The following is a 19,500-nucleotide window of genomic DNA, read 5'->3' on the forward strand; positions in this document are numbered from 1 at the left end:
TAATAAAGGTGCTTGTAGTGAGGACTAAAGTCCTCAGATTTTCTGCAATCTAAAAATTATGATTCCGAGGCTAGTAACAACGACATGATACTAGATCCGGGTTGGTTCCCCCCTTTATGATTTGGCTCTTGAAATCGCTTAAAAGTAAAACTTTCGTCCACTCCAAGCAGACTAAGAAATAAAGCGGGTATTTAAGTCGGATTTGATATGACCGGTGACTAATGACTAATAACTAATGACTAATGACTAATAACTAATGACTAATGAAAGCGACGGAAATTTTAAAATAGAAGTCCAAAGGCTTCACAAACTAACAGTTTACGGCCGCTGGTTAACTGTTATATTTCTGTGGATTAGCGTCGGTTCTTTGAGCATTTGGGGTTTGCGCCGCGAAATCGCTTTGTGGTTAGAACACTTCACTTGGGCGGCGGTGCGCTACGGTTTATCTTTTCATCGCTGGCCGACTCTCGGTTTGGGTTTGTGCTTGGGGATGACTTTAGCAGTGGTAACTTGGCAAAGTCGCAATATGGTGCGAGGATTGCCCCTGCGGGAAAAACAGGGTTTGGAACAACAAGTGCGCCGCATTCGCCAGCAGGGGCCGAGTCATCCTTTGTGGAAGTGGGTTTGCAAAGGTTCGCAGTAGCGATGGGCTTTATTCTTCAGTCGCGCACGCACTCCAACCTAAGAAACCGGGTTTTTGGAACCCGTGTGCGGGCTGCAACCAAATATAAGGGTGAAAAAACCCAGTTTCTGGCCACCGCTGCGTAGATGGTAATTCTTTTAAATCCGTTAAATCTCCTACATTCCTCGTTACCCAACTTCCTTGTGCTGTATCACGCAAAGCGAGGTAAAATCTGTGCTGTGGGAGACTGTTGAAGGGGAATCTCGATCGCAAATTCTGCTCCTTTTCCGAGTTCCGAAAAGCACTTCAATTCGCCACCGTGTTGGTTCACAATAATTTCATAGCAAATCGAGAGTCCCAAACCGGTTCCTTGGCCGACCGGCTTAGTAGTAAAGAAAGGGTCAAACAACCGCTTCCGAACATCTTCTGTCATGCCAGGGCCGTTGTCAGAAATCTTAATTATTACCTTTTTTCTCTCACTTAACTCCGTGCGAATCCGAATGGCAGGAATCAGGCGGGTAGAGTTAGAAATTGATGAGTTAGTATTTGTACAGGACTCTTTTTGGTCGCCCGCTTGGGACTTTTTCTGGCTTGTTTTCTCGACATTTTCGTGTTTGTTCGACTCACCAAGAGCGTAAATGGCATTAAGTAAAATATTCATAAATACCTGATTGAGCTGTCCTGGATAGCACTGCACCAGCGGCAAGTCGCTGTATTCTTTGTGAATTGCGATCGCCTCGGAGCCGGGTTTCCCTTTAAGCTGGCTTTGCAAAAGCATAATCGTGTTGTTGATACCGTCGTGAATGTTGACCTGCTTCATTTGAGCTTCGTCTAACCTGCAAAAATTCCGCAGTGACAAAACGATGTCGCGCACTCTTTCTGCACCTTGCTGCATGGAATTTAACACTCTCGGCAAGTCTTCCAGCAAATAATCGAGTTCGAGTTTTGCTGATTCCGCTTCAATTGCTGCGATGGATTCGGGACAGTACTGTCGGTAGATGTCGAGCATCCGAATTAAGCCTTGAGTGTACTCTTTAGCGTGGTGCACATTGCTGTATATAAAGCCGATAGGATTGTTAATTTCGTGAGCTACTCCTGCTACTAACTGCCCCAAAGAAGACATTTTCTCTGTTTGAATTAGTTGAGTTTGAGTGCGCTGAAGTTCCAGCAGGGCAAGTTCTAGCTGTTGAGCTTGATGCCTCAATTGTGCTTGCGATTCCCGCATCGCCACGGTTGCTAACTCGTGAATTTGCAACTGAGAAAGTAGCAGTTCGTGCACGTCTAAAAGTTGGTAACGATCCGGTTCAACCTGCACGACAATGGGTTCGTGGATTAGTTCGGGCGACCGCTCCAAAGACTGCCGCACTGCCGTCATAATTGAGGTTTTGCGATCGAGAACTAACATCTCAGTTTTAGTAAAGTGGTAGAGTATCAACAAAGGCTGTTGAGAAAATAACTCCAAGCTGTAGGGGCGGCTCATGTGCTCAAAAAAACGCCGCCGCGAAATCATCCCTGTAAATTTTCCTTGCTGAGTGATGATGATCCCGGGAAGTAAAGGGTTTGCCTGAAAAATTTTAGCAACTTCGTCCCCCGGACACTCAGACTCTAGGAAAAAATCGTAGAGGGTTAATTCCTGTAGAGTCGATCGCAAACCAAGTGGCGATTTCAGGGGACTCAACCCGTCATTTTCATACACTGCACCCTCCTTTGGTAATTGGCAGTAGCGGTTGGCGGCTGGAATATTGCGTACTATTTGCACGGCATTTTCTACTCTTTTTATAACTTGGTCATCAACTCCCCTGTGCTCGCTCGAATCCAGTTAATTCAGCAGGATTTTTTTTGCCTTAAATCGTGCTGGTCTCAACCGAAATTATATTGCAGGTTAGATGAATTTAATAGCAGATACCCCTGTAAAACCTGACTGTGTAGTAATTTTTATCTATCCAAGATTCTACTAATCCGAATGTAGCATTCCTAACTATTTTTAATGTTTGATGACATTAATTTGCTGCCGATGGATAGACCTCTGCCACCTGTGACAGTACATTTGCTATTACCCCTTGCGTAAAATTATATTACAATAAAACAAGACTAGCGACAAATCGGCAGCCGATCGCCAACTTTTAGAATTCAGGCAAAACCGGTTTCGGGCAATTGCCAATATATCTCAATTGTCAGTTTTTTCGCACAAATGCCGATCGCTCTCAACCCGGGGATTGTATTGCAGGTAGTCTCCAAGCCAGCGACAGCCGATTGCGAGCAATTGGTCAACTTCTGCAGCTTCTACTTTAGCAGCATCGAGACTCCAAAGCTTCACCGACGAATCTTTCCCGGCAGATGCTAAAGTTGTGCGATCGGGACTAAAACTCACACTCCACACATCGGCTTGATGTGCCCTAAAAGTTTGCAGCAAAGTGCCATCAGCGCGCCAAAGTCTCACGTTACCGTCCATACTGCCTCCGGAGAGCATCTTGCTATCGGCGCTCCAACTGACACTACCCAAACCTGCTGTAGAATCGTCTAGAGTTTTGAGCAACTTGCCGCGGGTGTTCCAAAGTTTCACCTTCCAATCGTGGCTGGCAGAGGCAATCATCTGGCCGTCTGGGGAGAAATTGCAGCCCCACACTTCATCTTTGTGTCCTAAAAGAGTTTTCTCAAGTCGAAACTGTGTTTCCCCGCTGCGTTTCCAAAGTTTGACACTTCGATCCTGACTGGTGGAAGCCAACATATTGCCGTCGGGACTGAACCTGACTGATGTAACTGGTCTAGTATGTTCTTTTAAAGTTTGCAGCAAAACGCCCCCTGTACTCCAAATCTTAATAGTTTTATCTGAACTGGCAGTAGCAATTAGTTGGGAATTTGGGCTAAAACTCGCGCTCCAAACTAAATCTCGGTGTCCTTTCAAAATTTGCAGTAAAGTTCCGTCCCTACGCCAAATTCTGGCAGTATTGTCAAAACTTGTAGAAGCAATTAACTGACTGTCTGGACTAAAAACCACTTCAGTAATTGAATTGCTGTGTCCGGGCAAACTCAAAAACTGTTTGCCGTTTCGCTGAAAAACTTTAACAGTAAAGTTGTCACCCGCACTCCCAATTAACTTGCCATCCGGGCTGAAACTAGCCGTGTGTCCGTTAGGCAAACGATTGCGTTCTCGGACTGCATTTAGCGTTTGGTGCAGTATATTTACTGTCTGTGCTTTTAGCCCTGGGGAAACTTCTATTTCTCGCATTTTTTTTGCCGCGCTGACTGCTGCGATTAAAGCTCCTAGCTGGTCGTAGCTTAGGGAAATATCGGCGGTGGATTTGAGGGCTTCAATTTGGGTAATTATCGCTTGTTTTTTTTGAGTGTCAGCACGAGTGGCAACTCGCTCTGCGTGCCATACGACGCTAGCAGAGATTGCGGAAATTGCACCTAGTCCGAACAAACTTAATTGGACTGTTCGCTTGGCTTTTTGCTGAGCTTGAGTCAATACTAAATTTGCCTCTGCAAATATTTGTGAGGCTGCTTTTTCTAGTTCCAATGCTCTTTGAACTTCCCGATTTTCTAATTCTTGGCTAGCTGATAGAAATTGATAATCGCGATCGCCCAAACTTTTGTCTGCTGCCCAGGTTAACGCTTCTGCAAGAGCTCGGCCTTGCAGCAAGCGGGAAGTGTCGCTATGGTTGGATGCTTCCCAAGCGACGATCGACTCGGAGTAAGGCCTGCGCTTTGCTAATTCTTGCTGTATCCATTCTCGGTTAAAAACAGAGGCGTAAATAGGGTTGTAAACTCTCAGTTTTCCTTGATCTTTGACGATTAAACCAGAGAGTAACAGTTCCATTTTTTCGGCACTGTCTTCAGATTCCGAAGCTAACTCCCCGGCCGGGGGGCTAAGATAGCTTAACTCTCCTGCTGGTTTTTCTGTCTGGTTCGGGAGAGTCACGTTGGCTAAAATTTGTTGGTAAAGTCCCAGCAAACGGCCGGTGCGCTGGGGATTTCTCAAGAGGCGATCGCGAATTGTTTTTAGGTGTTCGGGTTCGTCTTGAAATTCCCAGTTTTCCAATGTGCTCAACTGCACTAATTCGGCAATGAATAATTGACTGTTGGCGGAGCGATTGCAGTCGCTGCTGGTTTCGGCTGCTAATTTCTGAGCAGTTAATTGACAAATCTTGTGAGTGAGAAAGGGCTGTCCTCCCGTCCAGGCTAATATTTCTTTGAGAATTTCTAGGGAATTTTCTCTGGTTTCGCTCCATCCTTGAGCTAAAGGTGTGGCTTCTGCAAGCTCAAATCCTTTGAGTTCAATGGCGCGACCTATATTAAACGGAGTTCGGGTTTTGTCAGAGATTAAATTTTGAGGAGTCGCGACTCCAAATAAGGCAAAAGTCAGGCGGTTATATTCGGGATTTTCGGCGCGTTTGTTGTAGCAGCCGCGCAACATTGCAAAAAAGTCGTCGCAGCAGAAGTTGAGGGAGAGAATGCTGTCAATTTCATCGATAAAAATAACGATATTGCGATCGGTCGAAGGAAGCAATACCTGTTCGATAAATTCATTTAATCTGACGACTGGCGGCAAGTGTTCTCGATCGCGCCACCAAGTCCTGACATTCATCTTAATTTTAAAGCTGTTGGCGAGAGTGGCTGTAAAACCGGCATACCAATGCACGGGAGTTATTTGGGCAGTCCCAATTCCTGTGATGTCAACAATCCCGCAGGCCGTGTTTTCTGCTTGCAAGCGGCGCGCTGTTTGCACCCGCAGACTCGATTTTCCCATTTGCCGCCCGGTGAGCACGTAGCAAAATTCGCTGGCTTTTAACGAGTCGTAAAGTTCGCGATCGGCTGCTCTGGTGACGTAGGTAGGAGCATTCGCCGGTAAACTGCCCCCAACTTGATATTCAAATTCTGTCGCTGGCAAATCGTACAAGGAGAATAAAGGAGATGCAGAAGGAAATAATTCTATTTTACCCGACTTTTCCCCAACCTCCACTTCAATTTGAGGAACTTGGTTTGGTGGCGATAATATTTCGCTCATTATTACTTCTCCTTCCCTTTGATTTTAGGCATTTGTCATTAGAAACTCTGCTTGATGTTGATTTGAGGAACCTCGGGGGGCCTGCAAACGCTTCGGGCGATCGCACTCTCGCTAAATTCAAATGATATTTGAGGACAATAAGCGACGGTTTCCATGTGCGATTTGCCCAGGTAGATGTGCTAACTGTATAAACGCCCCGACGATCGCACTTTCAGTATGATGTCAGTATTTCTACCTGTACACCTGTTGAGCCTGAGTCTGTGACAGTGTGAATGTCGCTCTGATCCTTTGGCTGTCTGGATTGGATGTTTTTCAACGGTGGGGCGGTGCGAGGCACTAGAAGCAGACAGTTAAAGGGGCGGCACAATGGGAGTCGGCAGCTAACGCCCGCGGAGGACGGCTTTTAGGGTCTTGCCGTCAATCGATTTTAGATTTTAGATTTTAAATTTTAGATTTTAAATTTTAGATTTGACCCTACTGATAAATCCGGAGGCAAGTGAAGAGGACTGGGAGCTTTTTTATCGCTCCACGGATAAATGCGGGTGCCCCGGACCCAATTGCTTGATTGTCAAAGATGAACAGAGAAAAGCACGACAGCATCAGCAATATCACCCAAAAGAATGATTGATTGACAAAAAGTTGCGTGTTATGTTTCAATATAATTATATACAAAAATACTTTTACCTAAAAGGAGAACAAAAAATGGACACACCTACAGAGCGCCTACAAGAACCAGTCGGGACAAGAGAACTAGAATCTATACCTGTATCTGAAAAAATAGCTGCCGACAAAGTTAGTGAGGTTAATTTTGAAACGACTCCTTTAGAAACCCCTGCTTATAATCAGCAAAAAGTTAGCGTTGAGGAGTTGAAAATTAACGGCGACGATTTGGTTGCTAAAGTTAAAGAACTGATTCACGAAGGCAATATCCGCCGCATCATTATCAAAAATGAAGAGGGACGGATCTTGGTAGAACTTCCTCTGACGGTGGGAGTAGTCGGCGGAGTGATCGGTGCGGCGTTGTTTCCAGTCATTGCAGCAGTAGGAGCGATCGGTGCATTAGTCGCTCACATGACCATCATCATTGAAAGAACCGATTGAAACTCTCAGGTCTAAAAACGCGCTCGATTCTTAAGAAATTACTTCCTTAACATCCCAGAGCAACAACTGAAGGCTCTCTGGGTTCTTGCCCACACGCCGGAGAGCCTTTTGATGGCAGCGTGTTGTCTGACAAGCGTTCATGCAATTCAGTCTCAAAAGGACTCAATTGCACAGGTTTCGACGAGTCCCGCCGTACCTTTTTCAATCTTTTGGCAATAGTCAAACCATAGGTTTCTATTGCCTTTTTCCGTACATTCCTTGCAGCTTGTAAATTAGCATCGTCGATATGTCCGCAATTGGTACAAATAAACTTTTCACCGTTGCGACTCTCTTGATCCACGTGCCGACACTTACTGCAAGTCTGACTGGTATGCCGAGGGTCAATCGATTTTAGATTTTAGATTTTAGATTTTAGATTGACTTGCGCGAGATAAATGCTCTTTCTTGAGGATTTTCGAAAAGCGATTTGGGATTGATTCCACGGATAAATCACGTGGCGGGTACCACCTTTGAAATTCTCGGTCAACTCTGTATAGTTTCTTGCCTGACTTTGCAGCCACATATTCAAGTTTTTGGGTTAACGCATACCAACAGGCGTCAGCAATGGAACGATTTAAACCACGTTTTGCTGCCTGACCATTGGGCAAGAATCGCCCGGTTTCAGAAGCAACCGGTTTGCACCGCTTCATCATATTTTTAATTGGCAAGTCTTCTACGGCGACAGCATCAGATTTACGGACAATTTTATTGGCAACCTACCACTGATGAGCCTCGCGCTTTTGCTGTATCTTATTCTGTAAAACCGTCACTCTTGATTGAGCTTTGTGGCGATTCTTACTTCCTTTTTGTTTGCGGCTGACTCTCCGCTGCCTGATTTTCACCAGGCGCTTAGTCTTTTTATTGATGGCGAAGCGTGGGTTATCAATTGCGCTACCGTTGGATAGATAAACCAGTTTCGTCAGCCCCATGTCACATCCGGTGATGGAGGTAATTTCACTGTCTGGAATTACTGGGAAGCCTGGTACTGTTTTATCTTCGATTCTGACCGAAACAAACCAGCCGTCAGCCTTCTGTCGAACTGTGACAGTTTTGACTTGAAAACCTTCGGGGATTGAACGTGAGTTGTAGAACCTCATCCAGCCAATCTTGGGTAAATAGATTTTGCTTCCCTTGATTTTTACGTGACCTGGCTTTTCGCTAAAGGATTTAAAGTCGTGACGGCGTTTAAACCGGGGGAACCCTGCACCGCATGAAAAAATTATTAAAAGCTTCGTTAACCCTCGCGGGGATTGATTGTAAAACAGCAGCATCAATCTTTTGGTACCAAGGTCTGCTAGCTTTCAAGCTTGTCAAATTTGCATCTTGCATCAATGATGCAGATCGTTTGGGTGACTTATCTTTTTCATCTTCTTTTTTGGCTTTCCCGAATCCTGTTTTCCAGGGGTTTTCAACTTGAGTACCTTTTACCAAGCTACAGGTCAAAGGCGTAACTTCTATCGTTGTTTTTAAGTCACAAAAGTTCCCCATCAAGAACTGTTGATGCCATCCATCAATCCTTTCTCGCAAGCACCAATTATAGGTAGCTCTCAGCATATTTAGCCAGTCCAAAAAATTGGCTACTTGTTGATTATTGGGACGTAATTTGTACTTGTAACTCAAGAACATTTCTTCTCACCTCCTAATGTTTATATTACAGGATATATTGCATTCGTTTTGTGAAAAAATATTAAGAATAAAGAAAAATTCAAGGCGGTTTCAACCGCCCGTGTCGCTTGCATCTGCTATCTAAATATGCGCTCGCTTTCCGCTTTCAGTCCACTTGTTTGTAAGGTGCTTAGGTTGCACCTTACATAATTAGGTTATGGGAGCGAGAGCGTTTTAAGATTGTGCCAACCTATCCTAAGAAAGAGTTGGGTGAGCTAATTTAACTTTCCCTAAAGCCCTCTTCCTGCTGTCAAAGAGTTTCATCACCCCGGAGGTGATGGTGTCGATTACATCGGGATCGCAGTAAGAGAGAAACTCTTCCGACGAAATATGACCTGCAAAAAACTCGTGAGCTCTCTTCAAAAAGTTTTCTGTTTCAGCAAAGCCGATAGATTTGATAATAAACGTAGAAACCGGGGAGTTTTTAATATCATAGGGCGATTCTTGATTGCGTCCTATTTCTAGCAGATCTAACACTTCTCTTTGCAACTGACTTTCTAATGGGTAGGCGATTTGTTTGTTGGGCAAGTAATCCTCCAAAACCGATGTTGGAAATCCTGGTGCGCGCAATTCTCCCATCATAGTTGAAAGCGGGATATCGCGCCCCAAACGGTAGGAAAGAGCTTCTAAAAGGGCGATGGTAATTAGCTTGATGCCCAGATAAAGTTTAGCAACTGCAATATTTTTTCGAGTTCTGGCAATCAGGTTAGCGTAGGCTTCATCGTCCGGCTCTTGCATAAACTGCTGGAAAACCAGTTCGGGTTTTAGGAAGTTCAAAAATCCTTCCATTTTTTGCAGAGACCTGCGATATCCACCAACAGTATAGGAATTGACATTGGTCAATTCGTGGTTTGTTTCGGGCATCAAGTTCCAGGTATTGTCTAAGAAATTAGAGGAATTCGGAGAGGCAAAATTCTCTACATCTCGATTTGCTAACCTGACCGCTCGCTTGACAATTTCTATGGTTTGGGCATCGCTCCATCCGAAGTTAAAATCGCGATTCGCACTTACCAAACGCTGGTGCAAAAGTTCGATCGCACTCAAACCCCTGGGCGAAGCCGGACGAAAAGGAATAGTAGCTTCGATGCAAGCGACAATTTCGGCGATCGTACTAGCTGGCAAAAAAGGCTCCAAAGATTTGGCAGCAATAACGCCACTCAAAAATTCGTTTTGGCCGGCAAAGGGAGACAGAGCCTTGCCGGGAATAAACCCAAATACTGAGGCCACGAGCTGATACATGGGATCGTCGGGCAGTTCGGTTTCATCTCTAATCACTAACTGCGATCGCACCTCTTTGACAAAAGGAGAAAGGGCGCTGCTAATATTGAAACTTACCCCCTGATCGACTTGCACGTACACGAGGTCGTGAAACAGCGCAGCCAGCACCTCGATCGGATCGACCGACCCCCCGACCTCAAAAATGTGTTCCGACGTGTGAAAGTAGCGCCAAGGCCCTCTCATCGTTTGAATGATTAGCTCAGCTATCTGCTCCAGCTTTGGAAGGTCTACTCGACCTCCCAATTGCTCGATCGAGCTTACCAAGCAATCCAAGCACCGTTTTTGTTCTACGAAAAGCTCCATTTACGCACCTCCAGTGCAGTCCCTGATTGTCTTGCGTTTGATTGCATGGTATCAAAACACGCTACGATCCTGCCATGATTTGTCACCCTAAAATTGCAAATTTTAGGGTGAAACAGGGACAGGGGCGAGGGAAACAGGGAGAGGGGGGAAGGAAACAGGGAGGGAGAGGGAGGGAGATAGGCAAATTAAATATTAATAATTCAGGATTTGAGGAGATTATGGCAACTTTGGCGATCAGTATCATAACTTACAGTAAACGTGACAAAGAGTTGGTAAAGCCTTGATTAAATTTTCATAAACTTATGATGAATTTATGACAAAAGCTGTGGGTGGGCGGCATTTGTACCAGCTTCAAGCCGCTGTGGTGTAAATACTGCGCCCTGGCTCAGAATAACATTCGTAGACGTGCTGGTAAACCTCTTGACATTTGCGCTGAGACGCTTCGGTTGAGTAGCTTTCGGGCAGTCGCTCTAAAATTTCCTCGATCGCCACTTTAACTGCTCCCTTCGTTTGCTGTCGCCTGCGCCAATCTCACACTAATTTTTATTGTTTGAGGGTTAACAAAAGATCCGTTGCTACTTGTTTAATTTTTTGCTTTTCTTTCTCTGTTAAAGTAATATCTGGTTTGGTCAACAGGTCAAAACTCGCTAATTCTTCTTCTGCCAAATTCCCGGATATTGCCCACTTATCCTCAAGGTTGAGTTCTCGAGCCAACTCCACCAAATCGGCAAAAAAAAATATCTCGACATTGCGAGAACCGCTGTTGAATCCATCAATCATTGGCGGGAACTTTTCTCAGTAATTCATTCGGCTTTTTTTGAGGCGTAGCATTTGGGTTAGCTAGGGGCTAATTATGCCTTTGAGTTTCTTTGTTTCCGTGTGTTTGTAACCCGATCAAATTGGGCTTTGAGCCAGAAATTATATCAGCATGAAGGTGGGTAAAAGCTTCAAATATTCTGACTTTTGGAAACAGATTTCTGTAATAGCTACAATACTCATCAATCAATTTCAAAGTCTAATTAGCTTGGCGAGGCTTAACCATAGGCAAAGCTCAGGTTTGACATATTTTAGTCTATTATACTCAAGAAGTATTGCGGTTTTCAGGGTTAGTCGCTAGAATAGCCAAACTGTCAAGTAAAATCATCCCAACAACGAGACAAACATTTCCTATATCCGCTTATGACCATTGCCTATACTCCACCTTGGCTGCTGAACAACGGCATATTAATGACGTTGTACACCGCATTAAGGGCTAGTCGCGGTTGGGAAAAGACGATCCCTTACCCAGAGCCCCCTTACCGAGAACACATCTTTACTGGTGCCTGTGGAGTCCCGATTTTCGGCTGGGTGGCTATCCCCGAAAATCCCCGATATACCATTGTCGGCACTTACGGCATTACTGGCGATCTGGATAATCAATGGTATCTGAAGCTACTAGGCCGTAAAGCCTATGCCCAAGGCTGTGCAGTGGTATTATTTGACTGGCGAGCTCACGGCAAAACTGCCAAACTTTCTCCCACCCTGACTTCTGATGGCTTATACGAAGGCGAAGATTTCGTTCGGATTGCTGCAGCTGCTAAAGAAATGGGATGTCCCGCCCCTTTTTGGTTCACGGGTTATTCCCTGGGCGGACAATTAGCCTTGTGGGCCGTAAAATCAGCTCAGACGATCGCAGATTGGGGGCTTGACTTAGGGATCGAAGAGTCAGAACTAGCAGGCGCGGCGGTGATTTGCCCCAGCTTGGACTCGAACCGTTCTCTGTCTTATCTAGTTAAAGATGAGTGGGGGAAATTTTTAGAAAAAGCGATCGCGCGACAGTTAAAAAAACTAGCAAAACAGATCGCCGCATCGCATCCGGGGGCGATCGATCCTGCCGCTATTGCACGCGCCAACAGCATTTGGGGCTTTGACCACGAACTGGTAATTGGCCCGTTAGGTTTCTCCTCTGTGGAAGAATACTATGACGCTAGCAGTGCTCTACACATTTTGCCTCACCTCAAAAAACCCACTTTCATCCTTTATGCAGCAGACGATCCGATGTTTGACCCGGTGCTTGTCCCTGAGTTGCAAGCCATTAGCGCGAACAATCCTGCCTTAGAATTAGTGCTGACAGCCTACGGCGGTCATGTTGGGCATATCAGTAGTAAACGTTGTCAGCATCAATTTGCTGATAGCGATCGGTGGTGGGCCTGGAATCGGATTTTACAGTGGTTCGATGCCTTGAGTGTTGATTGACACTCCCTGCGCTGAAGCGACAGGGATTCTTAAGACCATAATTTCTGTCTTAAAGGCCCTGACAATTGACCTCTACCGATTCCGCTTAGATCGAGTCCAAGCATCACCGCTACTTTTCTACCAATGTTGGCACAACCATTACAATCTGCATTGATCAACCAACCTTGAGCTGTTCGATACAAACCACGCTTAATCCGTTGACCAGATGGAAGCCACCCTTCGGGTTTTTCGCCGAATGTAGGTAGCAAATCATTATCAACGAACGAAGCCTTTGAGGAATACGACTCTTCAGTTTCAACAAATCTTAAGCCGTACTGCCCACACAATTGAGCAATTCTATCTTTCAGTCTGCCAGTAGGAATCTGCACAAACTTTTGATTAGTTTTACTGCCCATGTTGGCAGAATTTTTTTGTCCTTTGTTCCAGCCAAATACAACCGTTCCTATTTGATTGTTCAAACAATGATTAATCACCTTTCTGGCTGTTTTATTGACGGCATCTCGCATCTGACGATTTCGTCTCTCGGTTATGCTGGCAAGTCTTTTAGACCAAAACCCGTTAGCTTTCCCCTTCATCAAAAATGCAACTTGCTTGTTGTAACCTTGATTCAGAGACTTTATGTGCCTGCCATCTACGATAAAACTTGTAGCAACATTGCTCACACAAGTTAGCCAGTTATCGATGCCGTGGTCAATCATCAAGCACCTGGCAAGGTCTACGTCTGATTGGATCTCAGTAGTTTTATAGACAAATTCTAGGTAGAAACAGCCGTTTCGAGGAAGAATGCGATATTCCCGAATCTCATGGAAATCAAGATTAGAGGGCATGGGCAAGTAAAACGCATCTAAACCAAACCACGCTTTAACCTTGCTGCCTAGGGGAAATCTCAACATTCCATTTTTGAGCTTTACCGACCTGCCAGTAAACGTCACTAAAGCCATTCCGCCTTGACGATACTTTGGTAGCTTAGGGCGGTCTGTAATTACCCCATTCTTAAACGCCTTCATTAGTCCCAAAAAGGACTTAAAAGCCTCTGCTACACCTGTCAATATTTGTTGAGCAGTATCAGAGTAGAACGCTTGATAGTGTCGGTTCCGATTTTCAGTTCCCAAAACCTTGTGTAACTGAGCGCGGTTTGGTATATTTCCAGTTTTGAAATATAATTGGCGGGCGTAATAAGTCCCACAATTAGAAAGCTTTGCAGACTCAGAACACAGATATTCGACAATTGCCTTGATCTCTGAATCGGCTCGAATCAAGTTTTGTTGACAACCAAACATGAGTTATTCTCCTTATTGTAATATGATACGGCAAAACACCGGATAAAATCATGAATAAACGTTGAGATTTTCGGATTTAAGAATCTGAATTTAAGATCCTTGAAGACCACTGCAAAGCTGTAGACAGGACTAAAACCGACGTACTCAGGGAGATAATCAGGAGCATCAAAGTCAAAGAAAAGCCGGCCACTGAAGAAGGGGCTTCAGCCCTCCGCTACGCTCCGCCCAGTTTCTTGGTGAACTTTTGTCACCGCCCGTCTTGCCTTTTTTCGATTCTGACTGCCTTTCTTTTTGCGATCGAGCTTCTGCTGTTTACGTTTTAAGTTTCGTTGACCTTTGACGAAATACTTGGGATTGCCGAACTTAGAACCATCACTGGTAATCGCAAAATGAGTTAACCCTACGTCAATGCCAATAGCTTTATCTGCTGGGAGTAACTCAGGCTGTTCTTTCCCATCGTCAATTAAAACAGAAACAAAGTGTTTGCCGTCCGGGTTGCGAGACACGGTAACGGTCTTGATGTCGCCCTCAAAGTCACGATGTCGCCGACAGAGAACTAAACCAATTTGAGGTAAGTTGATATAGTCGCCGTCAAATTTGACATTTTGAGGGTAACTGATCGACTGCCTGCCATGCTTGGCTTTGAACTTGGGCAGCATCGCCCTCTTGTCAAAGAAGTTTTTGTAGGCAGTAGATAAATTCAATGCAACCACCTGCAAGCATTGAGAATAAGGTTCTTTTAACCATTCGTATTCTTTTTTGAGTGCAGGGAGCAAGCCTTGTATGTATGCCCTAGATAGTCCTTTGCCAGTATTCTTGTAAGTTTCTTGACATAAATTCAAAGCATAGTTCCAGAACCATCTCGCACAGCCAAAAGACTTTGCAAGCAAGACCTCTTGCTCATCTGTGGGATAAATTCTGTACTTGTAAGCTTTATACATTTATCAAGGTTGCAGAATACCGATCAAATCATCATAGCGCACAAAAAAACGATATTGATTCGCTGTCGCTCAATTTATTTTTTGGCTCATTTTCATCCCGACGCTCACCTTCGGTAGAGCGCGGGACTTCCCATTCGCATTAGTTAAGATTATCAAATAAAACCTTAACACTCCTCGCCTATAGTTGCGAGGATGAAAAGATTAGGGGGTTTAATCCCTCCAGTCCAGAACTTTAAAACTATTTCGCAAAATTACTAGACATTTGGGCAAAAGCTGAATGGCTTACGGGGACTTAATTGTGCATAATTTGCACAGCCCTGATTTGAGTTTAGATACGGGGCGATCGCATCAAAACCAAAGAAACCGGGTTTTTAGCCGTGGCTGTCGGTTTTAACGAAGTATTTTCGTCAAAAACCCGGTTTCTGACTGCCTGCGCGTCAAACCAAAGAAACTAAAGAAACCGGGTTTTTGGCCGTGGCTGTCGATTTTAACGAAGTATTTTCGTCAAAAACCCGGTTTCTGACTGCCCGCGCCTCGATTTTCAGCTTTTAGAGAGATGTAAAAAGTCCCCCGATCGCTGCAATATTAATAATTAGGAACTCAGCAATTTTGGAGAAGAGGTGAATTGAAATTCGTTTCCGACCCGCAAATAAAAGTCAAAATCCGCAAAATGAAAGAGCGGGTGCGGTGGCAAGAACAGTCGATCGCCGATCGGGGAATCGACCAAACTCGGATAGTTTTAGAAACTCAAACTACCGACTCTCCAGAGTTTTCGTTTTTAGTCGCAGGCGACAGCGGCACGGGCAACCACCGCGGCTACAATCCCCAGCGGCAGATTGCCGAACTGATGGTCTCGGAACGCGAAACTTGCCGTTTCGTCCTCCACACCGGCGATGTAGTTTATCTCGTCGGTTCCAGCGAATATTACTTCCAAAACTTTATTCGCCCCTACCGAGAATTTATAGTCGGCGGCGAGCACCCCTCCCGGATTGCCTACGATCGCATGGTGTTTAACTTTCCCTTTTTGCCCGTACCGGGAAACCACGACTATTACGACTTGCCGATAGTCTACGGGATTCTGTCGGCGACAGCTTTACCGCTGCGGCGGCTGTTGGGTTCAAAATTGGATCTCGATGTCGGCTGGCACGGTTCCGATCGCGGAAATGCCTACGCCAAAGCCTTTCTCGACTACCTGCAAGCTCACAAAATGCCGGGAGAACTCGATCGCCACCTAGACGCCCACTACACCGCCAGCACCAGCACAGGCCGCTGCCTCCGCTACCAACCCGGACGCTTTACCCGCTTACCCAACCGCTACTACACTTTCTGCAGCGGCGGCATCGACTTCTTCGCCCTCGACTCCAACACCTTCAACGAACCGTTACCGATCCCGAAAACCAAACAGGGCGACATTCGCCGCCAGAATTTGGAACTCGATCGCCAGAAATTGGAACAAGAAAAATTGGCAATGCTCGAAATGTGCGATCGGCTCAACCCCCAAATTCCCGAGGAAGCCGAACAGCTAGACGACTTAGCCGCCAAATTAGAGCAAGTTGACGAAATGCTGATGGATATTGACAAACAACTGTCCCCCGACAACACAGCCGCCACCGACGTTGAACAGCTCGAATGGCTGAAAAAAAGGCTGATTGCGTCTTGGCGCGATTCCGAGGTGCGGGGGCGGGTAATTTACCTGCACCATCCCCCCTACGTGACCGAGGCGACAAAGTGGAATCAAGCTCAAACTTTGGCGGTGCGGTTGCGATTGCGCGAGGTGCTCGACGCGGTGGCCGATGCAGTTGGGGAAGTAGCGCGGGGGCGTCCCCTAGTAGATTTGGTGCTGACTGGCCACGCTCACTGTTTGGAATACCTGCGGACTGGGAATACCGGACACGGCGACTCTGGCATTAATTGGCTTGTCTGCGGGGGAAGCGGCCACAGTCTCCGCCGCCAGCGCCCGGAAGGGCCGGTGTTGCACGAACCATCGAGTCCAGAAGCTTATCGGTTGGCGCGTGAGGGCGGGCGATCGCCAAAAGGCAGTCGCCCGATAGCGGAATGTTTGCTATTTGTCGGCCGCAGCGGTCAAGGTTCCCACAAACGCCGTCCTTATTCGTGTTTGCGGATTGATGTTCTCGACGGGTGCCCCCCCAAGTTCCGCATCCGACCTTTGGTTGTCGAACGATTTGAGGGGAAATGGCACGATATCTCGATCGAACCTTTTGTAATTTAACGAAGGAAGTTGCCGTCAGGATCGGGTGTGGCCTCCGCAAACGGCTTAATTCCTCAGGTTGAAACTCTCAAGATTCTCTCTCAAACCCGGAAAACTTCAATAGACTCGCATTGCATTCATTGGTCGCTCGATCGAAGATCAAAGCAATTGCTCGTCTCATCCTTGCACTCAACTTAATTCAGGAGAAAAACTCAATGATTGCTAACTTAACCGCCACCGGCTGGGAAATTATTTACCACCGGGCCCACGCTTTGCTAGCCGCCCAACTTGGCGGACAGTGGAAGCGATCGAAATCTCCGGTTCGCCTCTATGAAACCATAGCGGCGATTTCTCATCACGACGATTTGGAGAAAGAGTGGGAAGAAAATATTTTAACTGAAGCGGGCGCGCCCTTTGATTTTACCTTGCAGACGGAAACTTCTCTGCCGAAAATTAAAGCCATGACGCAGAATGCCCTATATCGCGGTCGCTGGGTAGCAATGCTGATTTCTATGCACATGAGCTTTCTCAATGAAGGAAAGCGGGGAGAGTCGAAGGAACTCGACGAATTTTTGGACGAACAACTGGAAAATCAAAAAAAATGGCGCAAAGAGTTGAAAGTTTCCGAGGAAGATGCTAAGGCAGCTTATGCTTTTTTCCAGTGGTGCGATCGGCTATCATTAATTCTTTGCTGCCGCGAGTTACCCGCCGGAGAACGAGCTTTAGAAATTAGTGTCGGCCCGGACGGCAAGCGCTACGATATTGTACAGAACAGCAACCAACTCCTGAATGTAACTCCTTGGCCTTTTGAAGACGAGAAATTTACTGTGAACGTCGAAGCGTGCCTTTTGGATAAAGTCAAGTTCGACAGCAACGAGGAAATCAAGGAAGCGCTGCAAAAAGCCCCGCGCGAAGTCTTAGAGTGGACTTTTGTCAAGTCTTAATTAAACCTCTAGCACAAATACTGCACCGTTCTAGGTTTGTAGCGAGAAGTTCAGTCCCAGCGAGTTTTATGAGGACTGAAGTTCTCACTACAAACCAATTTGATTGTTGGCGATTGACCGGACATAATATTATCAATGAGCAATTACCAATTACCAATTACCCATTACCAATTACCAAATATGAAACGTTCAGCTTGCCTAATCTTCAATCCCGTCGCCGGCAACAGCGACCCCGACCAAGACTTAGCTATAATTCAGAAACTTTTAGAGCCTCTTATTGACTTAGACATTCGGCTGACAACCCCAGAATTAGACGCAGATCAAATTGCCCGCGAAGCAGTTGATAGAGGAGTGGAGGCAATTATTGCTTGCGGGGGCGACGGCACCTTATCCGCAGTTGCTGGGGCGATTGTGGGCACAAATATTCCTTTAGGAATTATTTCGCGGGGAACTGCTAATGCTTTTGCTAATGCTTTAGAAATTGCGAATACAATTGAAGCGGCCTGCGAAAATATTTTGGGAGGGTTGACGCGGGTGGTGGATGCGGCGATTTGCAACGGTGGAATGCCGATGGTTTTGTTAGCTGGAGTTGGCTTTGAGGCAGAAACTGTCGAACTAGCCGATCGCGAAATGAAGAATCGCTGGGGAATGCTGGCTTACATTCTTTCAGGAATTAAACAGTTAAACAATTTAGAAAGATTTGAAGCGGAAATCGAAACCGAAGATAGAATTATCAGCCTTACTGCTGTGGCGGTGACAGTGGCGAATGCAGCGCCGCCTACTTCTATTTTAGCTCAAGGCCCGGCAGGGATTATTTTTGATGACGGCTTGCTGGACATAACGCTGGTGGCGCCTCAAAATAAAGCTGGGGCGATCGCAGCTTCTTATCACCTATTGCAAACAGCTTTGAGCGGCAATCCTACGGATCGCGACGACATCGGTTATTTGCGGGCAAAAAAAGTAAAAATTAGTGCCGATCCTGCTCAAAAAGTGGTTGTAGACGGCGAAATCATCGGCATGACTCCGGTTTCTATTGAGTGCGTTCCGGGAGGTTTAACTATTTTTGTACCGCGAGTTGAAGAAGAGCCCGTGGCGGAAAAACTCACCGGTTTAGCCGACATCGAAATTACATTGAAACCCGTAACTTAAAAAGTTTAGCGACACAAACAATAAGAAAGACCGCCCGGGCGGTCTTTCATTTTTATGCGTCTAAAATTTGGCGAATGCGGCGCTCCAAACGTTCTAGGTCGAGTCCGCCTTCATCGCGGCTGATGCGGCGCACGGTGACGTTAACATTGCTCAAATCCGCCAGCAAATCTTGCAGGATTTCTTGTTGCTGCCGAGCTTGAGTTATTTCGCGCGGTTCCTGCACCAAATCGCGAACTATTGTGTCTTCCGCGCGCGAAGCAACGATCGGGTCTGCTTCGCCGTCTACGTGCACGAAAGTGCGCCGGCCAGGTCCCCGTTCTTCTTCAATTGGTATTACTGCTGTTACTCGATCGGAGCGTACATATTTACCAAATCCCAGGTGGACTAAGACAGAAGATTGTATTTTCATAGATAGCAACGTTTATTTGTTAGTTATCTATATTTTAACTTTTAGAACTACGATCTGACCACTAATCGGAGAGCTATTATTACTACAATATATGTGGGTTTTTTCTCGGTATTCTAGTGGTCATATTTAGTAAAAAATGCTAAGATATTTGACGATATTTCCACGCTGCGCCCGGTTAAAATATTCGTATAATCCGACAGTCCAGCAGGGGTTAAAATATTCGCATAATCCGACAGTCCGGCAGGGGTTAAAATATTCGCATAATCCGACAGTCCGGCAGGGGTTAAAATATTCGCATAATCCGACAGTCCGGCAGG

19 protein-coding genes are annotated in these 19,500 nt (G+C 45.9%); 6 read left to right on the top strand and 13 right to left on the bottom strand.

Going from position 1 to position 19,500, the window contains the following annotated elements:
- Positions 1–256: 256 nt before the first annotated feature.
- Positions 257–643, top strand: a complete 387-nt coding sequence (locus QUB56_RS00085; RefSeq protein ID WP_332952100.1) for a hypothetical protein — start codon at positions 257–259, stop codon at positions 641–643.
- A gap of 190 nt (positions 644–833) precedes the next feature.
- Here the strand turns inward: QUB56_RS00085 and QUB56_RS00090 are convergent, their stop codons facing one another.
- Both QUB56_RS00090 and QUB56_RS00095 read right to left on the bottom strand, forming a co-directional pair.
- A complete protein-coding gene (locus QUB56_RS00090; protein WP_332952102.1) occupies positions 834–2,381 on the bottom strand; it encodes an ATP-binding protein in 1,548 nt (515 codons plus the stop codon).
- 408 nt (positions 2,382–2,789) lie between these two features.
- Positions 2,790–5,630 carry an AAA-like domain-containing protein gene (locus tag QUB56_RS00095; RefSeq protein ID WP_332952104.1) on the bottom strand — a complete coding sequence of 947 codons (2,841 nt, stop codon included), beginning with the start codon at positions 5,628–5,630 and terminating at the stop codon, positions 2,790–2,792.
- Positions 5,631–6,332: 702 nt separating this feature from the next.
- On the opposite strand from QUB56_RS00095, the gene QUB56_RS00100 reads away from it, so the two are divergent.
- Positions 6,333–6,731, top strand: a complete 399-nt coding sequence (locus QUB56_RS00100) for a DUF4342 domain-containing protein (RefSeq protein WP_332952107.1) — start codon at positions 6,333–6,335, stop codon at positions 6,729–6,731.
- A 46-nt stretch (positions 6,732–6,777) separates the two neighbouring features.
- Here QUB56_RS00100 and QUB56_RS00105 read toward each other — a convergent pair whose 3' ends face one another.
- The 7 genes from QUB56_RS00105 to QUB56_RS00135 form a co-directional block, all read right to left on the bottom strand.
- On the bottom strand, positions 6,778–7,071 hold the full coding sequence (locus tag QUB56_RS00105; RefSeq protein ID WP_332952109.1) for a hypothetical protein: 294 nt from the start codon (positions 7,069–7,071) through the stop codon (positions 6,778–6,780).
- Positions 7,072–7,135: 64 nt separating this feature from the next.
- Positions 7,136–7,438, bottom strand: coding sequence for a hypothetical protein (locus tag QUB56_RS00110; protein ID WP_332952111.1), 303 nt, complete (start codon positions 7,436–7,438; stop codon positions 7,136–7,138).
- Positions 7,439–7,486: 48 nt separating this feature from the next.
- Positions 7,487–7,867 (bottom strand): transposase, encoded by a 381-nt coding sequence (locus QUB56_RS00115; protein ID WP_332952112.1) that lies wholly within the window; start codon positions 7,865–7,867, stop codon positions 7,487–7,489.
- An 88-nt stretch (positions 7,868–7,955) separates the two neighbouring features.
- Positions 7,956–8,396, bottom strand: a complete 441-nt coding sequence (locus QUB56_RS00120) for a helix-turn-helix domain-containing protein (RefSeq protein WP_332952113.1) — start codon at positions 8,394–8,396, stop codon at positions 7,956–7,958.
- A gap of 234 nt (positions 8,397–8,630) precedes the next feature.
- Positions 8,631–10,016 (bottom strand): hypothetical protein, encoded by a 1,386-nt coding sequence (locus tag QUB56_RS00125; RefSeq protein ID WP_332952114.1) that lies wholly within the window; start codon positions 10,014–10,016, stop codon positions 8,631–8,633.
- A gap of 351 nt (positions 10,017–10,367) precedes the next feature.
- Entirely contained in the window at positions 10,368–10,508 is a 141-nt protein-coding gene (locus tag QUB56_RS00130) for a hypothetical protein (protein ID WP_332952115.1), read from the bottom strand.
- A 51-nt stretch (positions 10,509–10,559) separates the two neighbouring features.
- Positions 10,560–10,796 (bottom strand): type I restriction enzyme endonuclease domain-containing protein, encoded by a 237-nt coding sequence (locus QUB56_RS00135; protein WP_332952117.1) that lies wholly within the window; start codon positions 10,794–10,796, stop codon positions 10,560–10,562.
- A 399-nt stretch (positions 10,797–11,195) separates the two neighbouring features.
- Here QUB56_RS00135 and QUB56_RS00140 point away from each other — a divergent pair, with 399 nt between their 5' ends.
- Entirely contained in the window at positions 11,196–12,251 is a 1,056-nt protein-coding gene (locus QUB56_RS00140; RefSeq protein ID WP_332952118.1) for an alpha/beta fold hydrolase, read from the top strand.
- Positions 12,252–12,280: 29 nt separating this feature from the next.
- Here the strand turns inward: QUB56_RS00140 and QUB56_RS00145 are convergent, their stop codons facing one another.
- Positions 12,281–13,531, bottom strand: a complete 1,251-nt coding sequence (locus QUB56_RS00145) for a transposase (RefSeq protein WP_332952120.1) — start codon at positions 13,529–13,531, stop codon at positions 12,281–12,283.
- A 203-nt stretch (positions 13,532–13,734) separates the two neighbouring features.
- Entirely contained in the window at positions 13,735–14,472 is a 738-nt protein-coding gene (locus QUB56_RS00150) for an RNA-guided endonuclease TnpB family protein (RefSeq protein WP_332952121.1), read from the bottom strand.
- A gap of 625 nt (positions 14,473–15,097) precedes the next feature.
- Here QUB56_RS00150 and QUB56_RS00155 point away from each other — a divergent pair.
- The 3 genes from QUB56_RS00155 (at position 15,098) to QUB56_RS00165 (ending at position 18,774) form a co-directional block, all read left to right on the top strand.
- A complete protein-coding gene (locus tag QUB56_RS00155) occupies positions 15,098–16,702 on the top strand; it encodes a metallophosphoesterase (RefSeq protein ID WP_332952122.1) in 1,605 nt (534 codons plus the stop codon).
- 194 nt (positions 16,703–16,896) lie between these two features.
- On the top strand, positions 16,897–17,625 hold the full coding sequence (locus QUB56_RS00160) for a DUF3891 family protein (RefSeq protein ID WP_332952123.1): 729 nt from the start codon (positions 16,897–16,899) through the stop codon (positions 17,623–17,625).
- A gap of 180 nt (positions 17,626–17,805) precedes the next feature.
- Positions 17,806–18,774, top strand: a complete 969-nt coding sequence (locus QUB56_RS00165) for a YegS/Rv2252/BmrU family lipid kinase (protein WP_332952124.1) — start codon at positions 17,806–17,808, stop codon at positions 18,772–18,774.
- A 52-nt stretch (positions 18,775–18,826) separates the two neighbouring features.
- Here the strand turns inward: QUB56_RS00165 and QUB56_RS00170 are convergent, their stop codons facing one another.
- Entirely contained in the window at positions 18,827–19,183 is a 357-nt protein-coding gene (locus QUB56_RS00170; protein WP_006631047.1) for a hypothetical protein, read from the bottom strand.
- 113 nt (positions 19,184–19,296) lie between these two features.
- Positions 19,297–19,500 (bottom strand): hypothetical protein (locus QUB56_RS00175; protein ID WP_332952126.1); only part of this gene is annotated, 204 nt, incomplete at its 5' end.

The sequence above is a fragment of the Microcoleus sp. AR_TQ3_B6 genome (assembly GCF_036702785.1).
In the GTDB taxonomy this organism is placed as follows: domain Bacteria; phylum Cyanobacteriota; class Cyanobacteriia; order Cyanobacteriales; family Microcoleaceae; genus Microcoleus.